General features: G+C 65.3%; 14 protein-coding genes. 4 read left to right on the top strand and 10 right to left on the bottom strand.

Annotated elements, in window-relative coordinates; translation table 11 throughout:
* Position 1: 1 nt before the first annotated feature.
* Genes EZM81_RS11425 through EZM81_RS11415 form a run of 3 tightly spaced genes read right to left on the bottom strand, consistent with a single transcriptional unit; the run spans position 2 to position 3,080 of the window.
* Positions 2-562: an NADP oxidoreductase gene (locus tag EZM81_RS11425; RefSeq protein ID WP_169052357.1), complete on the bottom strand. Its 561-nt coding sequence runs from the start codon at positions 560-562 to the stop codon at positions 2-4.
* Positions 559-1,266 (bottom strand): 2Fe-2S iron-sulfur cluster-binding protein, encoded by a 708-nt coding sequence (locus EZM81_RS11420; protein ID WP_136645787.1) that lies wholly within the window; start codon positions 1,264-1,266, stop codon positions 559-561. Before EZM81_RS11420 ends, EZM81_RS11425 begins: the two co-directional genes overlap by 4 nt.
* A complete protein-coding gene (locus EZM81_RS11415; RefSeq protein ID WP_136645786.1) occupies positions 1,263-3,080 on the bottom strand; it encodes an NAD(P)H-dependent oxidoreductase subunit E in 1,818 nt (605 codons plus the stop codon). The genes EZM81_RS11420 and EZM81_RS11415 overlap by 4 nt, the downstream gene beginning before the upstream one ends.
* Positions 3,081-3,340: 260 nt before the next feature.
* On the opposite strand from EZM81_RS11415, the gene ftsH reads away from it, so the two are divergent.
* Entirely contained in the window at positions 3,341-5,158 is a 1,818-nt protein-coding gene (ftsH, locus tag EZM81_RS11410; protein ID WP_136645804.1) for an ATP-dependent zinc metalloprotease FtsH, read from the top strand.
* Positions 5,155-6,981: an alpha/beta hydrolase gene (locus EZM81_RS11405; protein WP_136645785.1), complete on the top strand. Its 1,827-nt coding sequence runs from the start codon at positions 5,155-5,157 to the stop codon at positions 6,979-6,981. The genes ftsH and EZM81_RS11405 overlap by 4 nt, the downstream gene beginning before the upstream one ends.
* A 212-nt stretch (positions 6,982-7,193) precedes the next feature.
* Here EZM81_RS11405 and EZM81_RS11400 read toward each other — a convergent pair whose 3' ends face one another.
* The 7 genes from EZM81_RS11400 to EZM81_RS11370 all read right to left on the bottom strand — a co-directional run bounded on the left by EZM81_RS11400 (position 7,194) and on the right by EZM81_RS11370 (position 15,145).
* On the bottom strand, positions 7,194-7,442 hold the full coding sequence (locus EZM81_RS11400) for a hypothetical protein (RefSeq protein ID WP_169052356.1): 249 nt from the start codon (positions 7,440-7,442) through the stop codon (positions 7,194-7,196).
* Between the two features lie 218 nt (positions 7,443-7,660).
* Complete coding sequence (locus EZM81_RS11395; protein ID WP_136645783.1) at positions 7,661-8,383, bottom strand: alanyl-tRNA editing protein; 723 nt, start codon at positions 8,381-8,383, stop codon at positions 7,661-7,663.
* The gene (locus EZM81_RS11390; protein WP_135451011.1) at positions 8,380-10,830 is read right to left on the bottom strand and encodes a DUF3772 domain-containing protein; all 2,451 of its coding nucleotides are present in this window, start codon (positions 10,828-10,830) and stop codon (positions 8,380-8,382) included. The genes EZM81_RS11395 and EZM81_RS11390 overlap by 4 nt, the downstream gene beginning before the upstream one ends.
* Positions 10,827-11,861 (bottom strand): cysteine synthase A, encoded by a 1,035-nt coding sequence (locus tag EZM81_RS11385; protein WP_135451012.1) that lies wholly within the window; start codon positions 11,859-11,861, stop codon positions 10,827-10,829. The genes EZM81_RS11390 and EZM81_RS11385 overlap by 4 nt, the downstream gene beginning before the upstream one ends.
* 51 nt (positions 11,862-11,912) lie before the next feature.
* Complete coding sequence (locus EZM81_RS11380) at positions 11,913-12,617, bottom strand: DUF5765 domain-containing protein (RefSeq protein ID WP_248298203.1); 705 nt, start codon at positions 12,615-12,617, stop codon at positions 11,913-11,915.
* Positions 12,618-12,752: 135 nt separating this feature from the next.
* A complete protein-coding gene (locus tag EZM81_RS11375; protein WP_135451013.1) occupies positions 12,753-14,147 on the bottom strand; it encodes an aspartate aminotransferase family protein in 1,395 nt (464 codons plus the stop codon).
* A 341-nt stretch (positions 14,148-14,488) separates the two neighbouring features.
* A complete protein-coding gene (locus EZM81_RS11370; RefSeq protein ID WP_136645782.1) occupies positions 14,489-15,145 on the bottom strand; it encodes a GntR family transcriptional regulator in 657 nt (218 codons plus the stop codon).
* A 906-nt stretch (positions 15,146-16,051) separates the two neighbouring features.
* On the opposite strand from EZM81_RS11370, the gene EZM81_RS11365 reads away from it, so the two are divergent.
* Positions 16,052-17,059: a LacI family DNA-binding transcriptional regulator gene (locus EZM81_RS11365; RefSeq protein ID WP_136645781.1), complete on the top strand. Its 1,008-nt coding sequence runs from the start codon at positions 16,052-16,054 to the stop codon at positions 17,057-17,059.
* Entirely contained in the window at positions 17,056-18,114 is a 1,059-nt protein-coding gene (locus tag EZM81_RS11360) for a sugar phosphate isomerase/epimerase (RefSeq protein WP_135451016.1), read from the top strand. The genes EZM81_RS11365 and EZM81_RS11360 overlap by 4 nt, the downstream gene beginning before the upstream one ends.
* The last annotated feature ends 28 nt before the right edge of the window (positions 18,115-18,142 follow it).

Raw genomic sequence — 18,142 nt, 5'->3', positions numbered from 1 at the left:
TCTAGTCGAAGCGCAGCCGTGCCCGGTCAAAGCCGTGGAATGTTCCGTCCAGAAGGGCGGTCAGCGTGTCGAAGATGATGTCGCCCGAAGGCGCACAGCCGGGGATCTGGATGTCGATGTCCACAATGTCGGAGCAGGGATAGACCTTGTCCAGGATCAGCGGCAGCGCGGGGTCGTTCGGGACATGGCGAGTCAGATTGCGCAGATAGGGTCCGGTCAGATAGGCCTCCTCGAGGCATTCCCGCAGCGGATCGTCCGCATGCATGATCGCGTTGCGCATCGCCGGCAGCCCCCCCATGATCGCGCACTGGCCGAGTGCGATCAGCACATCACAGTTCCGGCGAAATTCGATCAGGGTGTGGACGTTTTCCTCGTTACAGCAGCCGCCCTCGATGATGCCGATGTCGCAGCGACGGGTAAAGGTCTTGAGGTCGGTCAGCGGCGAGCGGTCGAACTCGACCCGTGCCATCAGCTTCACCAGCCTTTCGTCCATGTCGAGAAAGGCCATGTGGCAACCGAAGCATCCGGCAAGAGATACCGTGGCGACGCGGGGTCTGGTCATTTCCGCTTCTCCTCGATCTCGTGCCCGATCAGGCCGTGATCGAAGGCACGCTCGCCGATGGGCGTGCTGAACCCTTCGCCCTTGCGGATGATGCAGCCGACGGGACAGACTGCCATCGCCGCATCCGTCACTGCCGCACCGGTGTGGGCAAGGTCCGGACCGTTCACCGCGACGCGCCGGTGGATGCCGCGGCCGACGTAGCCGAAAACACCCTTGCCGTCGATGTCCTGGCTGGCGCGGATGCAGCGCCCGCATGAGATGCAGCGATTGGTGTCCAGCGCGATGTCGGGGTGCGAGGCATCCAGGGCGCGGCAGGGCTCCAGCCAGGGAAAGCGAGTGGGCTGGGTCATTTCAAGCCGGTAGGCCATGGCCTGCAATTCGCAGTTGCCGCTCTTCTCGCAGATCGGACACAGGTGGTTGCCCTCGTGGAACAGCATCTCCACCAGATCGCGGCGGATGCGGTTGCGGGCCGGTGTGTCGTTCTCGACGTCCAGACCAGGTTCGGCCGGCTGGGTGCAGGCGGCCACGCTGCGCCCCCCTGCCCTGACCGTGCAGACCCGGCAGCCACCCTGATGGCGCAGGCCTTCGTGGTCGCAAAGGCGCGGGATGTAGATGCCTGCGGCATCTGCGGCCTCCATGATTGTCTGGCCAAGCCGGGCCGGCACATCCACGCCGTCGATGCGAAAGGTGAAGGCATCGGTCATTCGCTGAAATCCCTGTCGAAGATATAGGACCGCCGCCTGGCGATGCGTCGGCCGCCTTCGATGGCGGCCTGGATGTCGAAGGTGGCCTTCAGCCCGTCCTTGCGCGGCCTGGTCACCGCCGCCCAGACCAGGGGCAGGTTTTCCAGGCTGGTCAGCACGGGGTTCGGCGATGTCATGCCCAGCCCGCAGCGGCTGGTCTCGATGATCGTGGCCGAAAGTTCCTTCAGATAGGCGATATCAGCCTCGTCAGCCTGCCCCTTGCGGAACTTTTCCACCGCCTTCTTCAGGAAGACGTTGCCCACCCGGCAGGGCGTGCAATAGCCGCAGCTTTCATGCACGAAGAAGGACAGGTAATAGTCCACGATCTCAAGGATGTTGCGGCGGGGCGAGAACACGATCACCGCGCCCCCGGTCGCCAGATCCTCATACCCCAGCCGCCGGTCGAACCCATCCCGGCCGACCATCGTGCCCGACGGCCCGCCCACCTGGACCGCTGCCGCATCCTCGCCCCCTGCCAGCGCCAGAAGCTCGCGCAGGGTCAGACCCCAGGGCAGTTCATAGACCCCGGGCCGCGCGCAATCGCCCGAGACGGAGAAAAGCTTGGTCCCGCGGCTCTTGTCCGTTCCCATCGCCCTGAACCAGTCCGGCCCCCGATCCAGTATGCGGGCGACATGGGCGAAGGTCTCGACATTGTTCACCACAGTCGGGTGTCCCAGATAGCCGCGCGTGACCGGGAATGGCGGGCGGGTCTTCGGCTCGCCCGGCAACCCCTCGCAGGAGGAGATCAGCGCCCCCTCCTCACCGCACACATAGGCCCCGGCGCCAAGCTGTATGCGGATGTCGAAGCCGTCCCCCAGCACGCCCCGCGCCCGGGCAACGGCCAGAGCGTCCTGCAAATGGTCGCGCAGATAGACATATTCCCCGCGCAGGTAGAGGATGCCCTCGCGCCCCCCGATCGCCCGGGCACAGATGGCCATCCCCTCGATGACCAGGTCGGCGCGGTCGGTCAGCAGGACGCGGTCCTTGAACGTCCCCGGCTCGCCTTCGTCGGCGTTGCAGATGACCACCCGGTGATCGTCGGGGGCGCTGGCCGCCAGCCGCCACTTGCGCCCCGTCGTGAACCCTGCCCCGCCGCAGCCGCGCAGTCCACTGGTCTCGACCGCGTCGATGATCGCCGCAGGAGTCATCGCCCGCGCCGCAGCGATCCCGGCGTCTAGCGGCACCGCACCCAGCAGCACCTCACCCGCCTGCCGGATGTTGTCCTCAACCTGCGCCTTCGCCCGCGCCAGCGGCGACAGCCGGTCGTGATCCGCGACCAGCGCCTCGGTCGGCGACAGTCCCTGCCGCAGTGCCCTCATAAGCGCCCGCGCCCGATCCGGTGTCAGCCGCGTGGCCACCAGATCGCCCACCATCGCGGCGGGCGCCTGGTCGCACATCCCGATACAGGGCGTCAGCTCCAGCGACACTGCGCCGTCCGGTGTCGTCTGGCCGACGCGGATGCCGAGTTCCGCTTCGAAGGCCGCGGCCACGGCATCCAGCCCGGCAAAACGATCAACGATATCGTCGCAAAGCCGGATCGGCACCCGGCCCTTCGGCGACAGCGACAGGAAGGAATAGAAACTTGCCACCCCCTCGACCGCGATCCGCGTCAGACCGGTCGCCGCGGCAATCGTTTCCATCGCGGCGGGGGAAATCCAGCACTGCCGGGCCTGCACCCCAAGCAGGATGTCCAGCATCCTGTGCCGGTCGTTGCCAAATCCTGCACAGATCGCCCGGATTGCGTCTTCGGGCAGATCGCCGGGCGCTGTCGTCATAACGGCCTCGTCCAGTCGTTCGGAAAGGCGGCCAGGTCCGACCGATCCCCTCCGGGGCAAGTGTCACTGACGCGGCGACCGGTTGCAAGGATTCCCTCCCCTTGCCCGACGGCCCGCGACGGGTAATGCAGCACAGCCTATCGACATCATTCGGCAGCGTGCATGACCTGAATCAAGGCGGGCCCATCCTTGCGCTTGCGAAACACGGCGGGAGAGTGGACCCTGACCCAGGTGCCGCCGCAGCCGGGATGATGGAACGCATGGACCGCAAGCAACAGCTTCACCTGTGGTATTTCGTGGTCGCCTTTTTCGGCCTTCTCATGGTGCAAGCGTGGCTTTCGCAGGCCTCGGTCACCCAGCGCATCCCCTACAGCACGTTCCTGACCTATCTTGAATCCGGCAAGATCGACCAGGTGACCGTGCGCGCAGAAGAGATCGAGGGCCGATATGTCAACCCGATCGACGGCAACACGCACTTCATAACCAATATCGTGCCGCCGGACCTGACCGAACGGCTGGAGCGATCGAGGGTCGAATTCGACGGCACGGTGCAGAACACCTTCCTGTCGAACCTTCTTTCCTGGCTTCTGCCCATGATCCTGATCTTCGCCCTGTGGAGCTTCTTCCTGCGCGGGGCCATCGAACGGCAGGGCATGGGCGGCATGATGAGCGTCGGCAAGTCCCGCGCGAAGGTGTATGTGGAACGCAACACCGGCGTCACCTTCGATGATGTGGCCGGCGTGGACGAAGCCAAGGCCGAGCTGAAGGAAATCGTGGATTTCCTGAAGGAGCCGAAGAAGTTCGGCCGACTTGGCGCGCGCATTCCGAAGGGCATCCTGCTGACCGGCCCGCCCGGCACCGGCAAGACCCTGTTCGCCCGCGCCATCGCGGGCGAGGCCGGGGTGCCGTTCTTTTCCATTTCGGGCAGCGAATTCGTGGAAATGTTCGTGGGCGTCGGCGCAGCGCGGGTGCGCGATCTGTTCGATCAGGCCCGCAAGGCTGCACCTTGCATCATCTTCATCGACGAGCTGGACGCCATGGGCCGCCGCCGCACCATCGGCGGTTTCGGCGGCGGCAACGACGAGAAGGAGCAGACGCTGAACCAGCTTCTCGCCGAACTTGACGGCTTTGACCCGCGCGAAGGGATCGTTCTGCTGGCTGCGACCAACCGGCCGGAGATCCTAGATCCTGCGCTGATGCGCGCGGGCCGCTTCGACCGGCAGGTCGTGGTGGACCGCCCCGACAAGACCGGCCGGGCCGCAATCCTGCGGGTACATCTGCGCAAGGTTGCAGTAGATCCCGCCCTGGACGTTGATGCGGTGGCCGGGCTGACGCCGGGATTCACCGGGGCGGAACTGGCCAATCTGGTGAACGAGGCCGCGATCCAGGCCACGCGGCGTGGCGGCGACACTGTTACCATGGCCGACATCACCGCAGCACTGGAACGGGTCGTCGCGGGGATGGAACGGAAGGGCCGGCTTCTGAACCCGCGCGAGCGCGAGACCGTCGCCTGGCACGAAATGGGCCACGCCCTTGCCGCGGCGCAGCTGCCCGGCGCGGACCCGGTTCACAAGGTGTCGATCATCCCGCGCACGATCGGGGCGCTGGGTTACACTATGACCAGGCCGACCGAAGACCGCTTTCTCATCACCCGTTCGGAGCTGGAAAACCGCATGGTCATGCTGCTGGCCGGTCGCGCGGCGGAACAGATCCGCTTTGCCGAGGTTTCGACCGGCGCGGCGGACGATCTGGTGCGCGCCACCGATATCGGCAAGCAGATCGTCACGCGCTTCGGGATGCACGAAGCCCTGGGCCAGGCCGTACTGGAACAGGACCGCAGCGGTTTTCTGGGCGAGGACCGCCTCAGCTTCACCCCGCGCGACCATTCCGAGGCCACGGCCCGCGAAGTCGATCTGGCCGTGCGCGACCTTCTGAAACAGGCCTATGACCGGGCGCTTGCGCTGCTCAAGGCTTCGAAGGCCGATCTGGAGGCAGGCGCAAGGCTGCTTCTGGAGCGGGAAACGATTACCCCGGCGGACTTTCCGCCGCTGCTCAAGCCAGAGGCCCAGGCCGCATGACCCGCAGACCCAACCGCACCCGCTCCAAGGCTTCGCCGGAAAAGGCATCTCACCTTCCCGCGGTAATCCCGCCGGACCCGCAGCCCGCGCGCACCGAACCGGACCAGCACCGCCACGCAGCCCTTGACCGGGGCGTGATGGCCAGCATCGCACCCATGACGGCGGGGCTTTCGCCGCATGCCATGATCGATGCCTGGGCTGACTGGGCCATGCACCTGATGCGCGCGCCGGGCCGACAGCTGGAACTTGCGGAAAGGGCCGGGACAAACTGGCTGAAGCTGGCGCGGTTCGCCATGTCGGGGATGCTGGGGCAGACACAGGAAAAGCCCTTCCTTCCGGGGCCCCACGATACGCGATGGCTGCATGAAGGCTGGGACAGGAAACCCTATGCGCTGTGGCAGCAGGGATTTCTGGGCGTGCAGGACTGGTGGCATGCCGCCACCGCACCGCTGCCTGGTCTCAGGCGGCAGAACGCCGAACGCGCGGGCTTCATGATCCGCCAGATGCTGGACACGGTCTCGCCCGCGAACTTTCCGCTCGGCAATCCCGAAATCATCGAGAAAACCATAAAGAGCGGGGGCCGCAACCTTCTGGAAGGTGCAGCGCATTTCATCGACGACGCCTTCCATGTCCTTGCACAGGAGCATCGGCCGGTCCCTGACGAATTCGCCCTGGGCAAGCGTCTGGCCACCACCCCCGGTGCGGTGGTGTTCCGCAATGACCTGATGGAACTGATACAGTATTCCCCCACGACCGAAACCGTACGGGCAGAGCCGGTGCTGATCGTCCCGGCCTGGATCATGAAATACTACATCCTCGACCTGTCACCGGAAAATTCCTTCATTCGCTGGCTGGTCAGTCAGGGATACACGGTCTTCTGCATCTCGTGGTGCAACCCGACGGCCGAACAGGCGGATCTGTCGCTGGAAGACTATAGGCGACAGGGGATCATGCAGGCGCTTTCGGTGATCAACAGCATCGTTCCGGGGCAGAAGGTCCATGCCAACGGCTATTGCCTTGGCGGCACGCTGCTGGCCATCGCAGCGGCCACCATGGCGCGGGATGGCGACGACCGGCTGGCCTCGGTCACGCTTCTGGCCGCGCAGGTCGATTTCGCGGAAGCCGGAGAGCTTCTGCTGTTCCTCGACGAAAGCCAGGTTGCGTTCCTGGAAGACATGATGTGGTCGCAGGGCTACCTCGACCGGCCGCAGATGTCGGGCGCCTTCGCAGCCATCCGGTCAGAAGATCTGATCTGGTCGCGCGCGGTGCGCCGCTATTGGCTTGGCGAACCCGATCTGCCAACAGACATCGGTGTCTGGGTCAACGACACGACCCGGATGCCCGCACGGATGCATTCGGAATACCTGCGCGGGATCTTTCTGGAAAACCGCATCTCGGCCGGAAGGTTTGCCGTCGAGGGCAAGGTGATCGCGCTGAAGGACATCGACGTGCCGATGTTCGTCGTGGGAACCGAAACCGACCATATCGCCCCGTGGAAATCGGTCTACAAGACTGCGCTCTTCACCGATTGCGACCTGACCTTCGTTCTGACCAAGGGCGGCCACAACGGCGGCATCCTGTCTGAGCCCGGCCACAGGGGACGGCACTACCGGATCGGCCACCGACCGGCCGGCGGGCACTACATGGGCCCTGACGCATGGCTGGAACTTCACGATCCGAAGCCCGGCTCTTGGTGGCCGGAATGGGCGGCATGGCTGGACGCACATTCTGGCGAGATGGTGCCGCCGCCAGAAACCGGTGCTGCCGGGGTGGGCCTGCCCGTCCTTGCACAGGCGCCGGGCAGCTATGTCCTGCAAAGCTGAGCTGGCGGCGCGTCAGCGGTTTCCGGCTACCGCGCCGATCGCCGTCAGGCCCCCAAGACAGGATGCATCGGCGAGATGGCGGGTTCGATCCGCTGTCCGGTCTGCGCATCGAAAAGATGCACCTGCCTGGATGCGGCCTTGGCCGCCCGACCGAGGCCGCCGTCGCCGCCACCCCGGAGCCTCGCGTTAGACCCTCGGCACCCCCGCGACTTTCAGCGCATGGCCGATGTCTTCCCCCACCGCCACGTGTGGATGAGGGCGTGGCCATGGAATACCATGGCGCAGCCGCGTTCGCGCGGTTCGAGGTGGTTCACCACCTGCCCCGCGATGGCGATCTCGCCCGCCATGACCTCTTCCAGCCCGGCAATCAGGTGCAGGAGCGCGGACTCGCCGCTTCCCGAGGGTGACGACGGGCTTGCCATTGCGGCTGGCGATCCCTGCCAGCCCAAACCGGTCGCCATCCAGCACCAGTGCCTCTACCAAATGCTGAAGGTGAAGATCGCGTGGGGTCCAATGCAGCCAGTCGCAGTGGGCAGGAAGACCCGCACGGTCCGGCGCTGCGCCAGGACCGGCAAGGACAGTCGTGGATTTCCTTCCGCAGATGATGGGTCCGGAGGAAAGCTGGCCAAGGCCTGTGATGCCCGGATGGGCCTCAGGCTACATTTCGACGACGGGCAGCCTAGTCGGCCAGATGGATCGAAACGCGCCGGTTCTGGCGTCCCTTGTTCTCGATCTTGCCAATCGTCACGCGCCCGATTTCGGCCGTGCTGGCGACATGGGTGCCACCGCAGGGTTGCAGATCGATCTGGTCCACGCCTGCGCCGATGCGGATCAGCCGCACGCGGCCCTGTCCCATCGGCGGGCGGACCGACATGGTCTTGACCAGCCCGGGGTTAGCCTCCAGCTCCTCGTCCGTGATCCAGTCCTCGGTCACGGGCAGGTCGCGGGCGATCAGGCTGTTCAGTACGCCCTCGATCACTGACGGATCGCCGGGCGGATCAGGCATGTCGAAGTCCAGCCGCCCGCGGTCGGCGCCGATCTGCCCTCCGGTCACCGGAAGGGGGATCACCACCGACAGAAGGTGAAGGGCGGTATGGACACGCATGTGGCGATGGCGGCGGGTCCAGTCCAGCAGCATCCGCACCGGCGCGCCGATGGGCGGCATCGGCATGGCCTCGGCCGGAACCAGTACCACGCGGCCACCCTCGGCCCTCAGCGTGGTCGCAATTGTCATCCGGCCTCCGTCCCAGTCCAGCACGCCGCTGTCACCGGGCTGGCCGCCGCCCGTCGGGTAGAAGACCGACCGGTCCACCACAAGACCGCCCTCGGGCGTATGATCCACAATCCGGGCATCGGCGGCTTGCAGATAGGGGTCGGTGCGAAACAGAAGTTCGGTCGTCATCCGCTGTCGTCCTTAGGCGGCTCGGGGGGCATCCTGGGCGCTTCTGCCTGCGGCTCGGGCAGGACGGGCGCAGAGGGCTTGCCGGGCGGCGTCTCGCCACGCAGCACCATGAGCGCCTGCGTGATCTCGTCGATGTTGCGCAGCGACACGTCGGTCTGGGCGAAGGGAATCTCGATACCCTCCTGCGCAAAGCGTTCGACGATCTGATGGTTGATCTCGCTGCGCACCGACAGCGAAAAGTTCACGTCGCGCAGGATAAGCCGGATCTCGAACTGGATCGCATCGGTGCCAAAGCCCATCAGCACCACCATGGGCGGCGGGTTCAGCACGGCCAGCGGCTGCGCTTCGGCAATCTCTCGCAGGATGCGTTCGACCTTGCGGGTATCGGACCCGAAGGCCACACCCACCGGCACGATCAGCCGCCCCGACAGGTTGAAGCGCGTCCAGTTCGTAACCTGCCCGGTGATCAGGTCGGCGTTCGGCACGATCACGTCATTGCGGTCGAAGGTTTCAATCCGCGTGGATCGCACACTGATCGCCCGCACCCGCCCCTGGACGCCGCCAACCTCGATCCAGTCGCCTTCACTTACCGGACGCTCGACCAGCAGGATGATGCCCGAGATGAAATTCGACACGATCTGCTGCAGACCGAAACCGATACCGACCGACAGGGCACCCGCAACGATGGCCAGGCCCGACAGGTCGATCCCGGCCGAGTTGATCGCGATCAGCGCCGACAGGAAGATGCCGACATAGCCGACGCCCGCGACCAGAGCAGTCTGGCCGCCGGAATCCATGCTGGTCTTGGGCAGGATCGTGGTGCGCAACGCGCCCTGGAACAGCCGTGTCAGCATGTAGCCGATCAGGAAGATCGCGGCGAAGATCATGAAGTCTGTAGGCGATATCCGCGTATCACCCAGTTGGAATCCTTCGGTGAACCGGGTCCATAGCTCGGTCAGGTCAGAAAACCGTGCGCCCCAGATCAGCGCAAAGACTGGCAGCGAGGCAAGCGACATCACGAAGCCTGCCAGAACAGGCACCAGCGCGTCGCTTGCCTGTTCGTCTGCCTTCACGATCAGCGCCCATACATCGCCGATCAGACGCTGCAATATGAAGAGAAGAGCCACCAGCGCCAGCGAGAGCATCGCCGGATAGATCATCGCTGTCGCAGCCTGCACATAGCCGAATCCCGCAAGCACAGGCCCGACTAGGCCGATGACGGTCAGCCCTCGGGCGAACAGCAGCAGAAGGCGCAGCACATAGCTGCGCTCGTCGACATCCCTCGCCTGTCTGAGCAGGCGCCCCATCCGTATCAGGATCAATCCGCCTGCGACCAGGATCGGGAAGGACATCACCGCCGTCGTCGCATCGGAATAGGCCTGAGCATCCATCGCGGCCGAACGAAGCATTTCGGCCGCCAGGGTCAGGCCCATAAGCACTGCCAGGAACCGTCCCTCGGCCCGGTTTTCCGGCGGCATCGGCAGAACCGCACCCTCGCCCTGCACCCGGGGAAAGGCACGCGCCCCCAGCCAGGCCGCCCCGAAGACGACGAACCCCATGACCGGCAGGGCCTGCGTGATGGACAGGCCGATCTCTCCAAGAAGGTTGCTGGCAACCAGCGCCCGGGACAGGGCAATCGTCCCCAGAGTGGGCAGGATGATCTCGCCCAGCGAAGCCAGCAGGGACCAGACCTTGCGGCCGCGCACCGAAGCACCGGCCTGCAGGTGTTCGGCAAAGCGTTCGACCCAGCGGCGAACATAGACCACCAGGGCCGCGGCCACGATCAGCAGAACAAGGATCAGCGGCAGATTGTCGTAAAGATGCGCCCGTGCCTCGCGATCAGCCCAGGCTGTCGCGACCTCGTCCCATAGTCGAAGAAGCGTGTCAGACAGGCCGATCGCCGCCTCGGGCCAGATGCCCGGGTTCACCGGAGAGGGCCAGAGCTGCAACAGCTGGTCGGCCTGGCGATCGCGCAGGATGCGGTCAATCTCGCGGATCAGGCCGTCCGCGCGGCGGTAGGCTTCTTCCGCCGCGATCCCCGGGGCCTGGGCCTTGACCAGCTGCGCGGCCAGTTCCTGCCGGCGGCGAGAAATCTCGTCCGCCTCGGTCTCGCCCTCGGCTGGTGCCGGGCCCAGCGCGGCGATCTGCTCGCGCAAGGTGGCGATGCGCGAGGAATTGGCGTTCTGTGCCGTCAGCAGGGCCGAGCGCCACTTGGCCAGCTGGCCGCGGATTTCCTCCAGCCTTTGGTCCGAGGTGCGGCGTTCGGCAATCTCGGCCTCGGCCCTGGCGGCGGTGCGTTCCCAGTCGTCATAATTCAGGTCTGTACCGTCCAGCGCCGTCTCGACCCCGGTAATGGGGATCGCGCTGGGAGAGGTCTGCGCCAGCACCGCCCCGACGGGCAGGATGAGTGCCAGCGCCAGGAAAAGCGCCTGAAGGGCCTGCCTCATGCGTCCTCGAACACGGCCGGAAGCGGCCGGGCCGGACGATCCAGCCAGCCCGGCACCGGCAGGCCCTTTTCACGCAGGAAGGTCGGATTGTAGATCTTCGACTGGTAGCGGCTGCCATAGTCGCACAGGATGGTGACGATGGTCTTGCCAGGTCCCATCTCGCGCGCCATGCGGATTGCACCGGCGATGTTGATGCCGGTGGATCCGCCCATGCACAGACCCTCTTCCATCAGCAGGTCGAAGATGATCGGCAGCGCCTCGCTGTCGGGGATGCGGTAGCTGAAATCGGGCCTGAACCCTTCAAGGTTTGCAGTGATCCGACCCTGTCCGATGCCTTCGGTGATCGAGGAACCGGGCGCTTCCAGCTTGCCGGTCGTATAGTAGCTGTGCAGCGCTGCCCCCTCCGGGTCGGCAAGCCCGATCTTCACCCCCTTCGGCTGCAGGGCGGCGGCCACGCCCGCAAGCGTTCCTCCCGAACCCACGGCGCAGATGAAACCGTCCACCTTGCCGCCGGTCTGTTCCCAGATCTCGGGTCCGGTTGTCTCGATATGCGCCTGGCGGTTCGCCACGTTGTCGAACTGGTTTGCCCAGATCGCGCCGTTGGGCTCGGTCTTGGCCAGGGCCTCGGCCAGCCGGCCCGAGTAACGGACATAGTTGTTGGGGTTCCGGTAGGGCGCGGCAGGCACCTGCACCAGTTCCGCCCCGGCCAGCCGAAGCATGTCCTTCTTTTCCTGACTTTGCGTTTCCGGGATCACGATCACCGTGCGGAAGCCCATGCTGGCCCCCACCAGAGCAAGGCCGATCCCGGTATTCCCCGCCGTCCCCTCGACGATCGTGCCGCCCGGCTTCAGGTGCCCCTTCGCCACTGCATCGCGGATGATGTAAAGCGCCGCCCGGTCCTTGACCGACTGGCCGGGGTTCATGAACTCGGCCTTGCCCAGGATCGTGCAGCCGGTGATTTCGGAAGCCTTCCTCAGCTTCAGCAGCGGCGTGTTTCCGATCGTGTCGGCCAGATCCTGATGAATGCGCATGTTGGCGGTCCTTCCTTGGTTTCCAAGGTTTAGGGGCGCCGCCCGGCAAACTCAAGCCGCGGCAGCAGGATCGGCGCCGAAGAAGCGCCTTGCACCCGGCAGAAGGACGATGCCCAGGATAAGGATGGACACAAGACACCAGATTGCCGGCGCCTCGTTCGGATTGTCTGTCAGAAGGTTCGCCGCTACCGGCCCGACCAGCGCGTGAAACAGGGCAAACCGCCAAAGGCCGTAGAACAACGGCATGACAAAGATCGCCAGCACATATGCCGGAAAGCCGAAGTTGGTGCCCAGCCAGCGGTCGGGGCCGCCGAAGATGTCGCTGTAGGGCAAGGTCCAGGCCAGATGCCAGTTGCCGCTCATGGTGCACAGCACCTCGCCACACAGCGGCTGGCCGGTCGTGCAACGGTCAAGACCGGGCCAAGGCACCATCTGGACCAGCATCAGCACCGAGAACAGCACCGCCAGAGCCATCACCCGGCGTCGTGTGCCGTGGGCGATTCCCGGGGCAAGCCAGGCCAGCATGAAGGCATTCAGCACGACAGGCTGCAGCACGATGTGCAGCATGGACAGGGCCGTGACCGCCCGGTTCGCCGGTGTTCCGCACTGGTCGATCACCAGATAGCCAGCCAGTTGCAGCCCCTCCATGGCCGCAAAATACAGAAGTGTCAGCGGCACCGCCGCCGGGTCGGCGCGCCGTGCCGTGAAGGCCGCCGCAGCCACGCCCACGGCCGCCATGCCGGCCGTGACTTCCATGCCCCAGCACATCGCGGTGCCCTCCCCTTCGCTACAGCATGACGCGCGAGGGCGCAGAGTGCAAATCCGCAGTCGCGTTCTTATTCGGAAACAGGAAACAGGCGAGGAGCGGGCGTCACCGGCGCCGCAGCCTTGTCAGGCCGCGACGAACATCCCTTCTGCCTTCAGGCTGGCATAGCTTTCGTCCAGGCTTTTCCGCGCCCGCTCGATCAGGATGTCGATCTCGGCAGGGGTGATGACCAGCGGAGGCGAGATGATCATGCGGTCGCCGACATGGCGCATGATCAGGTCGTTGGCAAAGCAGCGCTCCCGGGTACGGAAGCCCACCGTCCCGGGCTCGGAAGCGAACTTCGCCCGCTTTTCCTTGTCCGGCGTCAGCGCGATCGAACCCATCAGTCCGACCAGCTTCGCCTCGCCCACCATCGGGTGATCGACCAGGGCTTCCCAGCGCTCCTTCAGATAGGGGTGTGCCACGTCACGGACATGCTCGATGATCTTTTCGTCCTGCATGATGCGCAGGTTTTCCAGCGCGACCGCGCAGGACACCGGATGGCCGGAATAGGTGTAGCCGTGGAAGAACTCGCCCGCACTACCCACGACATTCGCCACCTCGTCGCAGACGATGCTGCCGCCGATCGGGGCATAGCCCGAGGACAGGCCCTTGGCGATGGTCATGATGTGCGGCTTGATGTTGAAGGTCTGCGACCCGAACCAGTTGCCGGTGCGCCCGAAGCCGGTGATGACCTCGTCAGCGATCAGCAGGATGCCATACTTGTCGCAGATGCGCTGGATTTCCGGCCAGTAGGTCTTGGGCGGCACGATCACGCCGCCCGCGCCCTGGATCGGCTCGCCGATGAAGGCGGCCACGTTGTCGGGCCCGACCTCGAGGATCTTCCGCTCCAGTTCCTGGGCGCGGACATAGCCGAACTCGTCCTCGGTCATGTCGCCGCCCTCGCCCCACCAGTAGGGCTGGTCGATGTGCTCGATCCCGTCGATCTTGCCGCCATGGGCATGGATCGGCTTCATGCCCCCAAGGCTGCCGCCGCCCATGGTCGAGCCGTGATAGCCGTTCCAGCGCGCGATGATGATGCGCCGCCAGGGCTTGCCCATCACATCCCAGTAGCGGCGGACGAGGCGGATGTTGGTGTCGTTCGCCTCGGACCCCGAGCTGGCGAAGAACACATGGTTCAGATCGCCCGGCGCAAGCTTCGCGATCTCGGCCGCAAGCGCAATCGCCGGCACGTGGGTCGTCTGGAAGAAGGTGTTGTAATAGGCCAGCTCTTCCATCTGCTTGGCCGCCACGCGGGCCAGTTCCTTGCGCCCGTAGCCGATGTTCACGCACCACAGGCCCGCCATGCCGTCGATGATGCGGTGGCCCTCGCTGTCGGTCAGCCAGACGCCCTCGCCGCGCGTGATCACCCGCGCGCCCTTTGCCGCCAACCCCGCCTTGTCGGTGAAGGGATGAAAGTGGTGGGCCGCGTCCAGGCGCTGAAGCTCGGCGGTCGGCAGGTGGTTGGTGATCATGTTCATTACGCGGCCCTCTTGGAATCGGCAGGGCGCAAGGCCCCGACTTGAATGCAGGATATGATCAAATGCGCGGCGCTTCAAGAAATTTGATCAAATTGATCGTGCGCGTTCCGCGCTCCCCTTTCCTCTCGTCGTCGGGCCTTCGCCCTCCTTCTCGGCCTCGCAGGCATTCTGCCCCCTAACCCCCTGAGAATATTTGGAAAAGAGCAAGAACATCTGCTCCTCTCACAAATACTTCCGGCGGCCCGGGGTGGCACCCCGACTGCCGAGCCGGTTCAGCCGAAGGCTGAGAGGCGAGACAAACGGCTTGCGCCTGCCAATGCGCCCGCTTTCGCGCCTGCGGTTCAGGGCGCCTCGGTCAGGGCCTGACGCACATGATCGACACCCTGCTGGATGTCCCGCTCGATGGCCTTGGCCAGTGCGGTCGCATCGCGCGCACGCATCGCGGCGATGGCCTCGCGGTGCAGGTCCGGGGCCGCCTCTCGGCCGTAGCGGTCGATCACGGCGCGCAGGGACGGTCCCGCCCGCAGCCAGAGCGAACGGGCAAGGTCCAGCAGGACGGGGGCCTCGGCAGCCTCGTAAAGGGCGAAGTGGAAGGCATGGTTCGCCGCGAGATAGTCGGGCAGGTTCCCGGCCTCGATCGCGCGGTTCACCTTCCCGTCGATCGCCTCGAGCCGGTCGATCTGCGCAGGTGTCAGGCGAGCGCACGCCAGTTCTGCCAGTCTCGACTCGATGGCAAGGCGGGCAAAGGCCACCTGGTCCAGAAGGTCAGCCGACAGTTCCGGTACGGCCACGCGGCGGTTGCCCTGGGGCAGCAGCGCGCCCTCCGCCGTCAGCCGCCGGATCGCCTCGCGCACGGGGGTCATGCCGGCGCCCAGATCGGCGATCAGCCCCTGGATCGTGACCGGGGCCCCCGGCGCCAGATGACCGAAAAGGATCATGTCGCGCAGCCGCGCGTAGGTGACCTCGTGGCTGGGTATCTTCCGGTTGTCCGCATCCATCGGGGTTACCTCTTACTTTCTCCCTTTATGACGCCTGATTCCGCGGGATCAAGATGTGATCAAATCCCGTGGTCATGGTGCAGGCAGGGCATCTTCATGCCGCAGCAGCAGACCTTTCACCCGCACATCCAGCCGGCTGGTCCGACGCAGCAGGCGCCACCATCCGCCGGCTTACCGGCTGGCAGCCTCGGTGATCCGGTACAACCGCATGGCATGCGAAGGCCGGGGCTGATGTCGTCGGCCCCTTAGAGGCGGATCTCCGGCCTTCCAGCTTTCCCCGAACTTACGGTAGCGCTGGCAAGGGAACCGCGGGATGCCTCCGCCCGGCAAGGAGGCGCCCGGACAGGCTCTGCAGGATCACCAGCGCGCGGCGCCTCATGCGGCGAAAGCGCGGGAGGGCGGCTCAGGTTGTGGTCAGAATCACAACCTTGCCTGCCTCACCCGATTTCAGGCAGTCGCCTGGCCCCGCCACCGCCATGATATTCATGCGCAAGGCGAGCTTCGGCCGCCTCCTGCGATTGCCAGGTTCAGGCAGTGGCCCCTGCCTGCTTCGAAGGCCGAGACCAGCACGGAACCGACGCGGACAGCAAGGCCGTCAGCCTCGTCCGCTTCATGTCTTAATTTTCGCGCTTAATCGTTATGGCCATCAGCTGGAACATTTCAGTCGCTCGGTCAGCGGAACTTTCCGCTTGTCGGCCCTAGAGGTCCAAGATTTCATTCACCAATGGAATCGCACCGACAGCCGCCTGGAAGCAGACCTGCGCCGCGACCACCGCGCAGCGCCTGGATGCAAGGCAGTTACCCGGCAGAATCCGCGAGCGACCTCTGGAACAGAACGGCCGGCGAACGCCTGCGGGTCGCACCCGTTGAGCTGGGCCGGGCGTCCGTCAGCCGCCAAAGCGCCGGATGTCGGCCGTGACCATGCCGCCTGATCCGGCAGGTATTGCAGCCCCCGCTGCGGAGCCTGAACGCCCCACGCTGAAGGCCATCGCCGCCGCGACCGGCCTGACCGTCGTGACGGTCAGCAGCGCGCTGAGGGATGCGCCTGATATCGGGGAAAACACCAAGCGGCGCGTGCAAGAGACTGCCGAACTATTGGGCTACCTCCCGAACTGCGTCAGTGAGCGCCTGCGCACGGGCAAGACCGATGTCATCGCCCTGGCCCTTTCGACGAAGGCAGACGTGATGAACCATACCTCGAGGCTGATCTGTTCCATCGCCGATGGGCTGCGCGGCACGGCCTACCACATGGTCGTCATGCCCCATTTCCCCGATCAGGACCCGATGGACCCGATCCGCTACATGACCGAACACGGCTTTCCCGTCACGACCCACGGCCGGACGGACATGTGCCTTGATAACCCCTATTTCGACTTTGACAACGAAGCCTTTAGTTGCCTTGCGATACGCACGCCGTCCCAGCGCGGCAGGCGGCGGCTGATGCTGGTCGCCCCACCCCGCTCGCATCTCTATGCCCGGCACATGACCTGCGGCTTTTCCGACAAGGCCGCCCTTCTGTGCCCGCCCTTCGAGCTGGCCGAGCGTGTCACCTCGGACAGCGCTGGAGACGCGATCGAGGAGGAAGTCACCCGCCGCCTTGCCGAACCGGACCCGCCGGAAGGGCTTGTAGTAGGTTCGACCACCGCCGCGATGGCAGTCATCGCGGGTGCCGAGCCGACGGGTCGTGTGCTTGGGCGGGATTTCGACGTCGTGGCGAAAGAGGTCATCCCGATCCTGCGTCGCTTCCACCGCGACATCCTGATCGTCCGCGAGGACGTGGGCCGTGCCGGGGATTTCCTGGCCCGGGCCCTTGTGGCAACAATCGAGAAACGGACCCTTGCGGACCGACAAGGGCTTGAAATGCCCGAAAGGGTGGAATGGGGGCCCGGCCCCCGAAAGGGAGGTATACCATGAAGACGATCAAGGGCCCTGCCCTGTTCCTTGCCCAGTTTGCGGGCGATGCTGCGCCGTTCAATTCGTGGACGTCGATCACCGCCTGGGCGGCCGACTGCGGTTATGTCGGCGTGCAGGTGCCCAGCTGGGACGGCCGGCTGTTCGATCTGGAAAAGGCCGCCGTGTCAAAGGATTACTGCGACGAATTCAAGGGTATTGCAGCCGAGGCCGGGCTTCAGGTGACGGAACTTTCCACCCATCTGCAGGGCCAGCTGGTTGCGGTACATCCGGCCTATGACAAGGCATTTGACGGCTTTGCGGCACCATCGGTGCGCGGCAACCCGAAGGCCCGGGCCGAATGGGCGGTGGACCAGGTGAAAAAGGCGCTTAACGCAAGCCGCAACCTTGGCATCACCGCCCACGCGACTTTCTCTGGTGCGCTGGCGTGGCCCTATCTCTACCCCTGGCCGCAGCGCCCCGCGGGGCTGGTCGAGGAAGCCTTCGACGAACTTGCCCGCCGCTGGCTGCCGATCCTGAACCATGCCGAGGACTGCGGCGTGGATATCTGCTACGAGATTCACCCCGGCGAGGATCTGCACGACGGCGTCAGCTACGAGATGTTTCTGGACAGGGTGAAGGGGCATGCCCGCGCCAACATGCTGTACGACCCAAGCCATTATGTCCTGCAACATCTTGATTATCTTGAACATATCGACATCTACCACGACCGGATCAAGATGTTCCATGTCAAGGATGCCGAGCTGAACCCGACCGGCCGGCAGGGCGTTTATGGCGGGTTCCAGTCCTGGGTGAACCGTGCCGGGCGCTTCAGGTCCCCGGGCGACGGGCAGGTGGATTTCGGTGGCATCTTCTCGAAACTGACGCAGTATGGCTTCGATGGCTGGGCCGTGGTCGAATGGGAATGCTGCCTGAAGCACCCCGAAGACGGCGCCCGGGAAGGTGCGGCCTTCGTCGATGCGCACATCATCCGGGTGACCGAGAAGGCCTTCGACGATTTCGCCGGCGCCGGCACCGACCGCGCCGCCAACCGGCGAATGCTGGGGCTTGGCGACTGAGCGTGGAGGCGGGGGGTTTCACTCCCCC

This window comes from Tabrizicola sp. YIM 78059, assembly GCF_004959785.1.
GTDB lineage: Bacteria > Pseudomonadota > Alphaproteobacteria > Rhodobacterales > Rhodobacteraceae > Tabrizicola > Tabrizicola caldifontis.
This window is presented reverse-complemented; position numbering and strand designations above follow the sequence as displayed.

Coding starts and splice junctions, on each gene's coding strand:
- EZM81_RS11375 (WP_135451013.1), bottom strand. CDS start 14,147: ATGAACATGATCACCAACCACCTGCCGACCGCCGAGCTTCAGCGCCTG.
- EZM81_RS11420 (WP_136645787.1), bottom strand. CDS start 1,266: ATGACCGATGCCTTCACCTTTCGCATCGACGGCGTGGATGTGCCGGCC.
- EZM81_RS11400 (WP_169052356.1), bottom strand. CDS start 7,442: ATGGCGACCGGTTTGGGCTGGCAGGGATCGCCAGCCGCAATGGCAAGC.
- EZM81_RS11415 (WP_136645786.1), bottom strand. CDS start 3,080: ATGACGACAGCGCCCGGCGATCTGCCCGAAGACGCAATCCGGGCGATC.
- EZM81_RS11385 (WP_135451012.1), bottom strand. CDS start 11,861: ATGCGCATTCATCAGGATCTGGCCGACACGATCGGAAACACGCCGCTG.
- EZM81_RS11380 (WP_248298203.1), bottom strand. CDS start 12,617: ATGGAAGTCACGGCCGGCATGGCGGCCGTGGGCGTGGCTGCGGCGGCC.
- EZM81_RS11425 (WP_169052357.1), bottom strand. CDS start 562: ATGACCAGACCCCGCGTCGCCACGGTATCTCTTGCCGGATGCTTCGGT.
- EZM81_RS11370 (WP_136645782.1), bottom strand. CDS start 15,145: ATGGATGCGGACAACCGGAAGATACCCAGCCACGAGGTCACCTACGCG.
- EZM81_RS11390 (WP_135451011.1), bottom strand. CDS start 10,830: ATGAGGCAGGCCCTTCAGGCGCTTTTCCTGGCGCTGGCACTCATCCTG.
- EZM81_RS11405 (WP_136645785.1), top strand. CDS start 5,155: ATGACCCGCAGACCCAACCGCACCCGCTCCAAGGCTTCGCCGGAAAAG.
- EZM81_RS11395 (WP_136645783.1), bottom strand. CDS start 8,383: ATGACGACCGAACTTCTGTTTCGCACCGACCCCTATCTGCAAGCCGCC.
- EZM81_RS11365 (WP_136645781.1), top strand. CDS start 16,052: ATGTCGGCCGTGACCATGCCGCCTGATCCGGCAGGTATTGCAGCCCCC.
- EZM81_RS11360 (WP_135451016.1), top strand. CDS start 17,056: ATGAAGACGATCAAGGGCCCTGCCCTGTTCCTTGCCCAGTTTGCGGGC.
- ftsH (WP_136645804.1), top strand. CDS start 3,341: ATGGACCGCAAGCAACAGCTTCACCTGTGGTATTTCGTGGTCGCCTTT.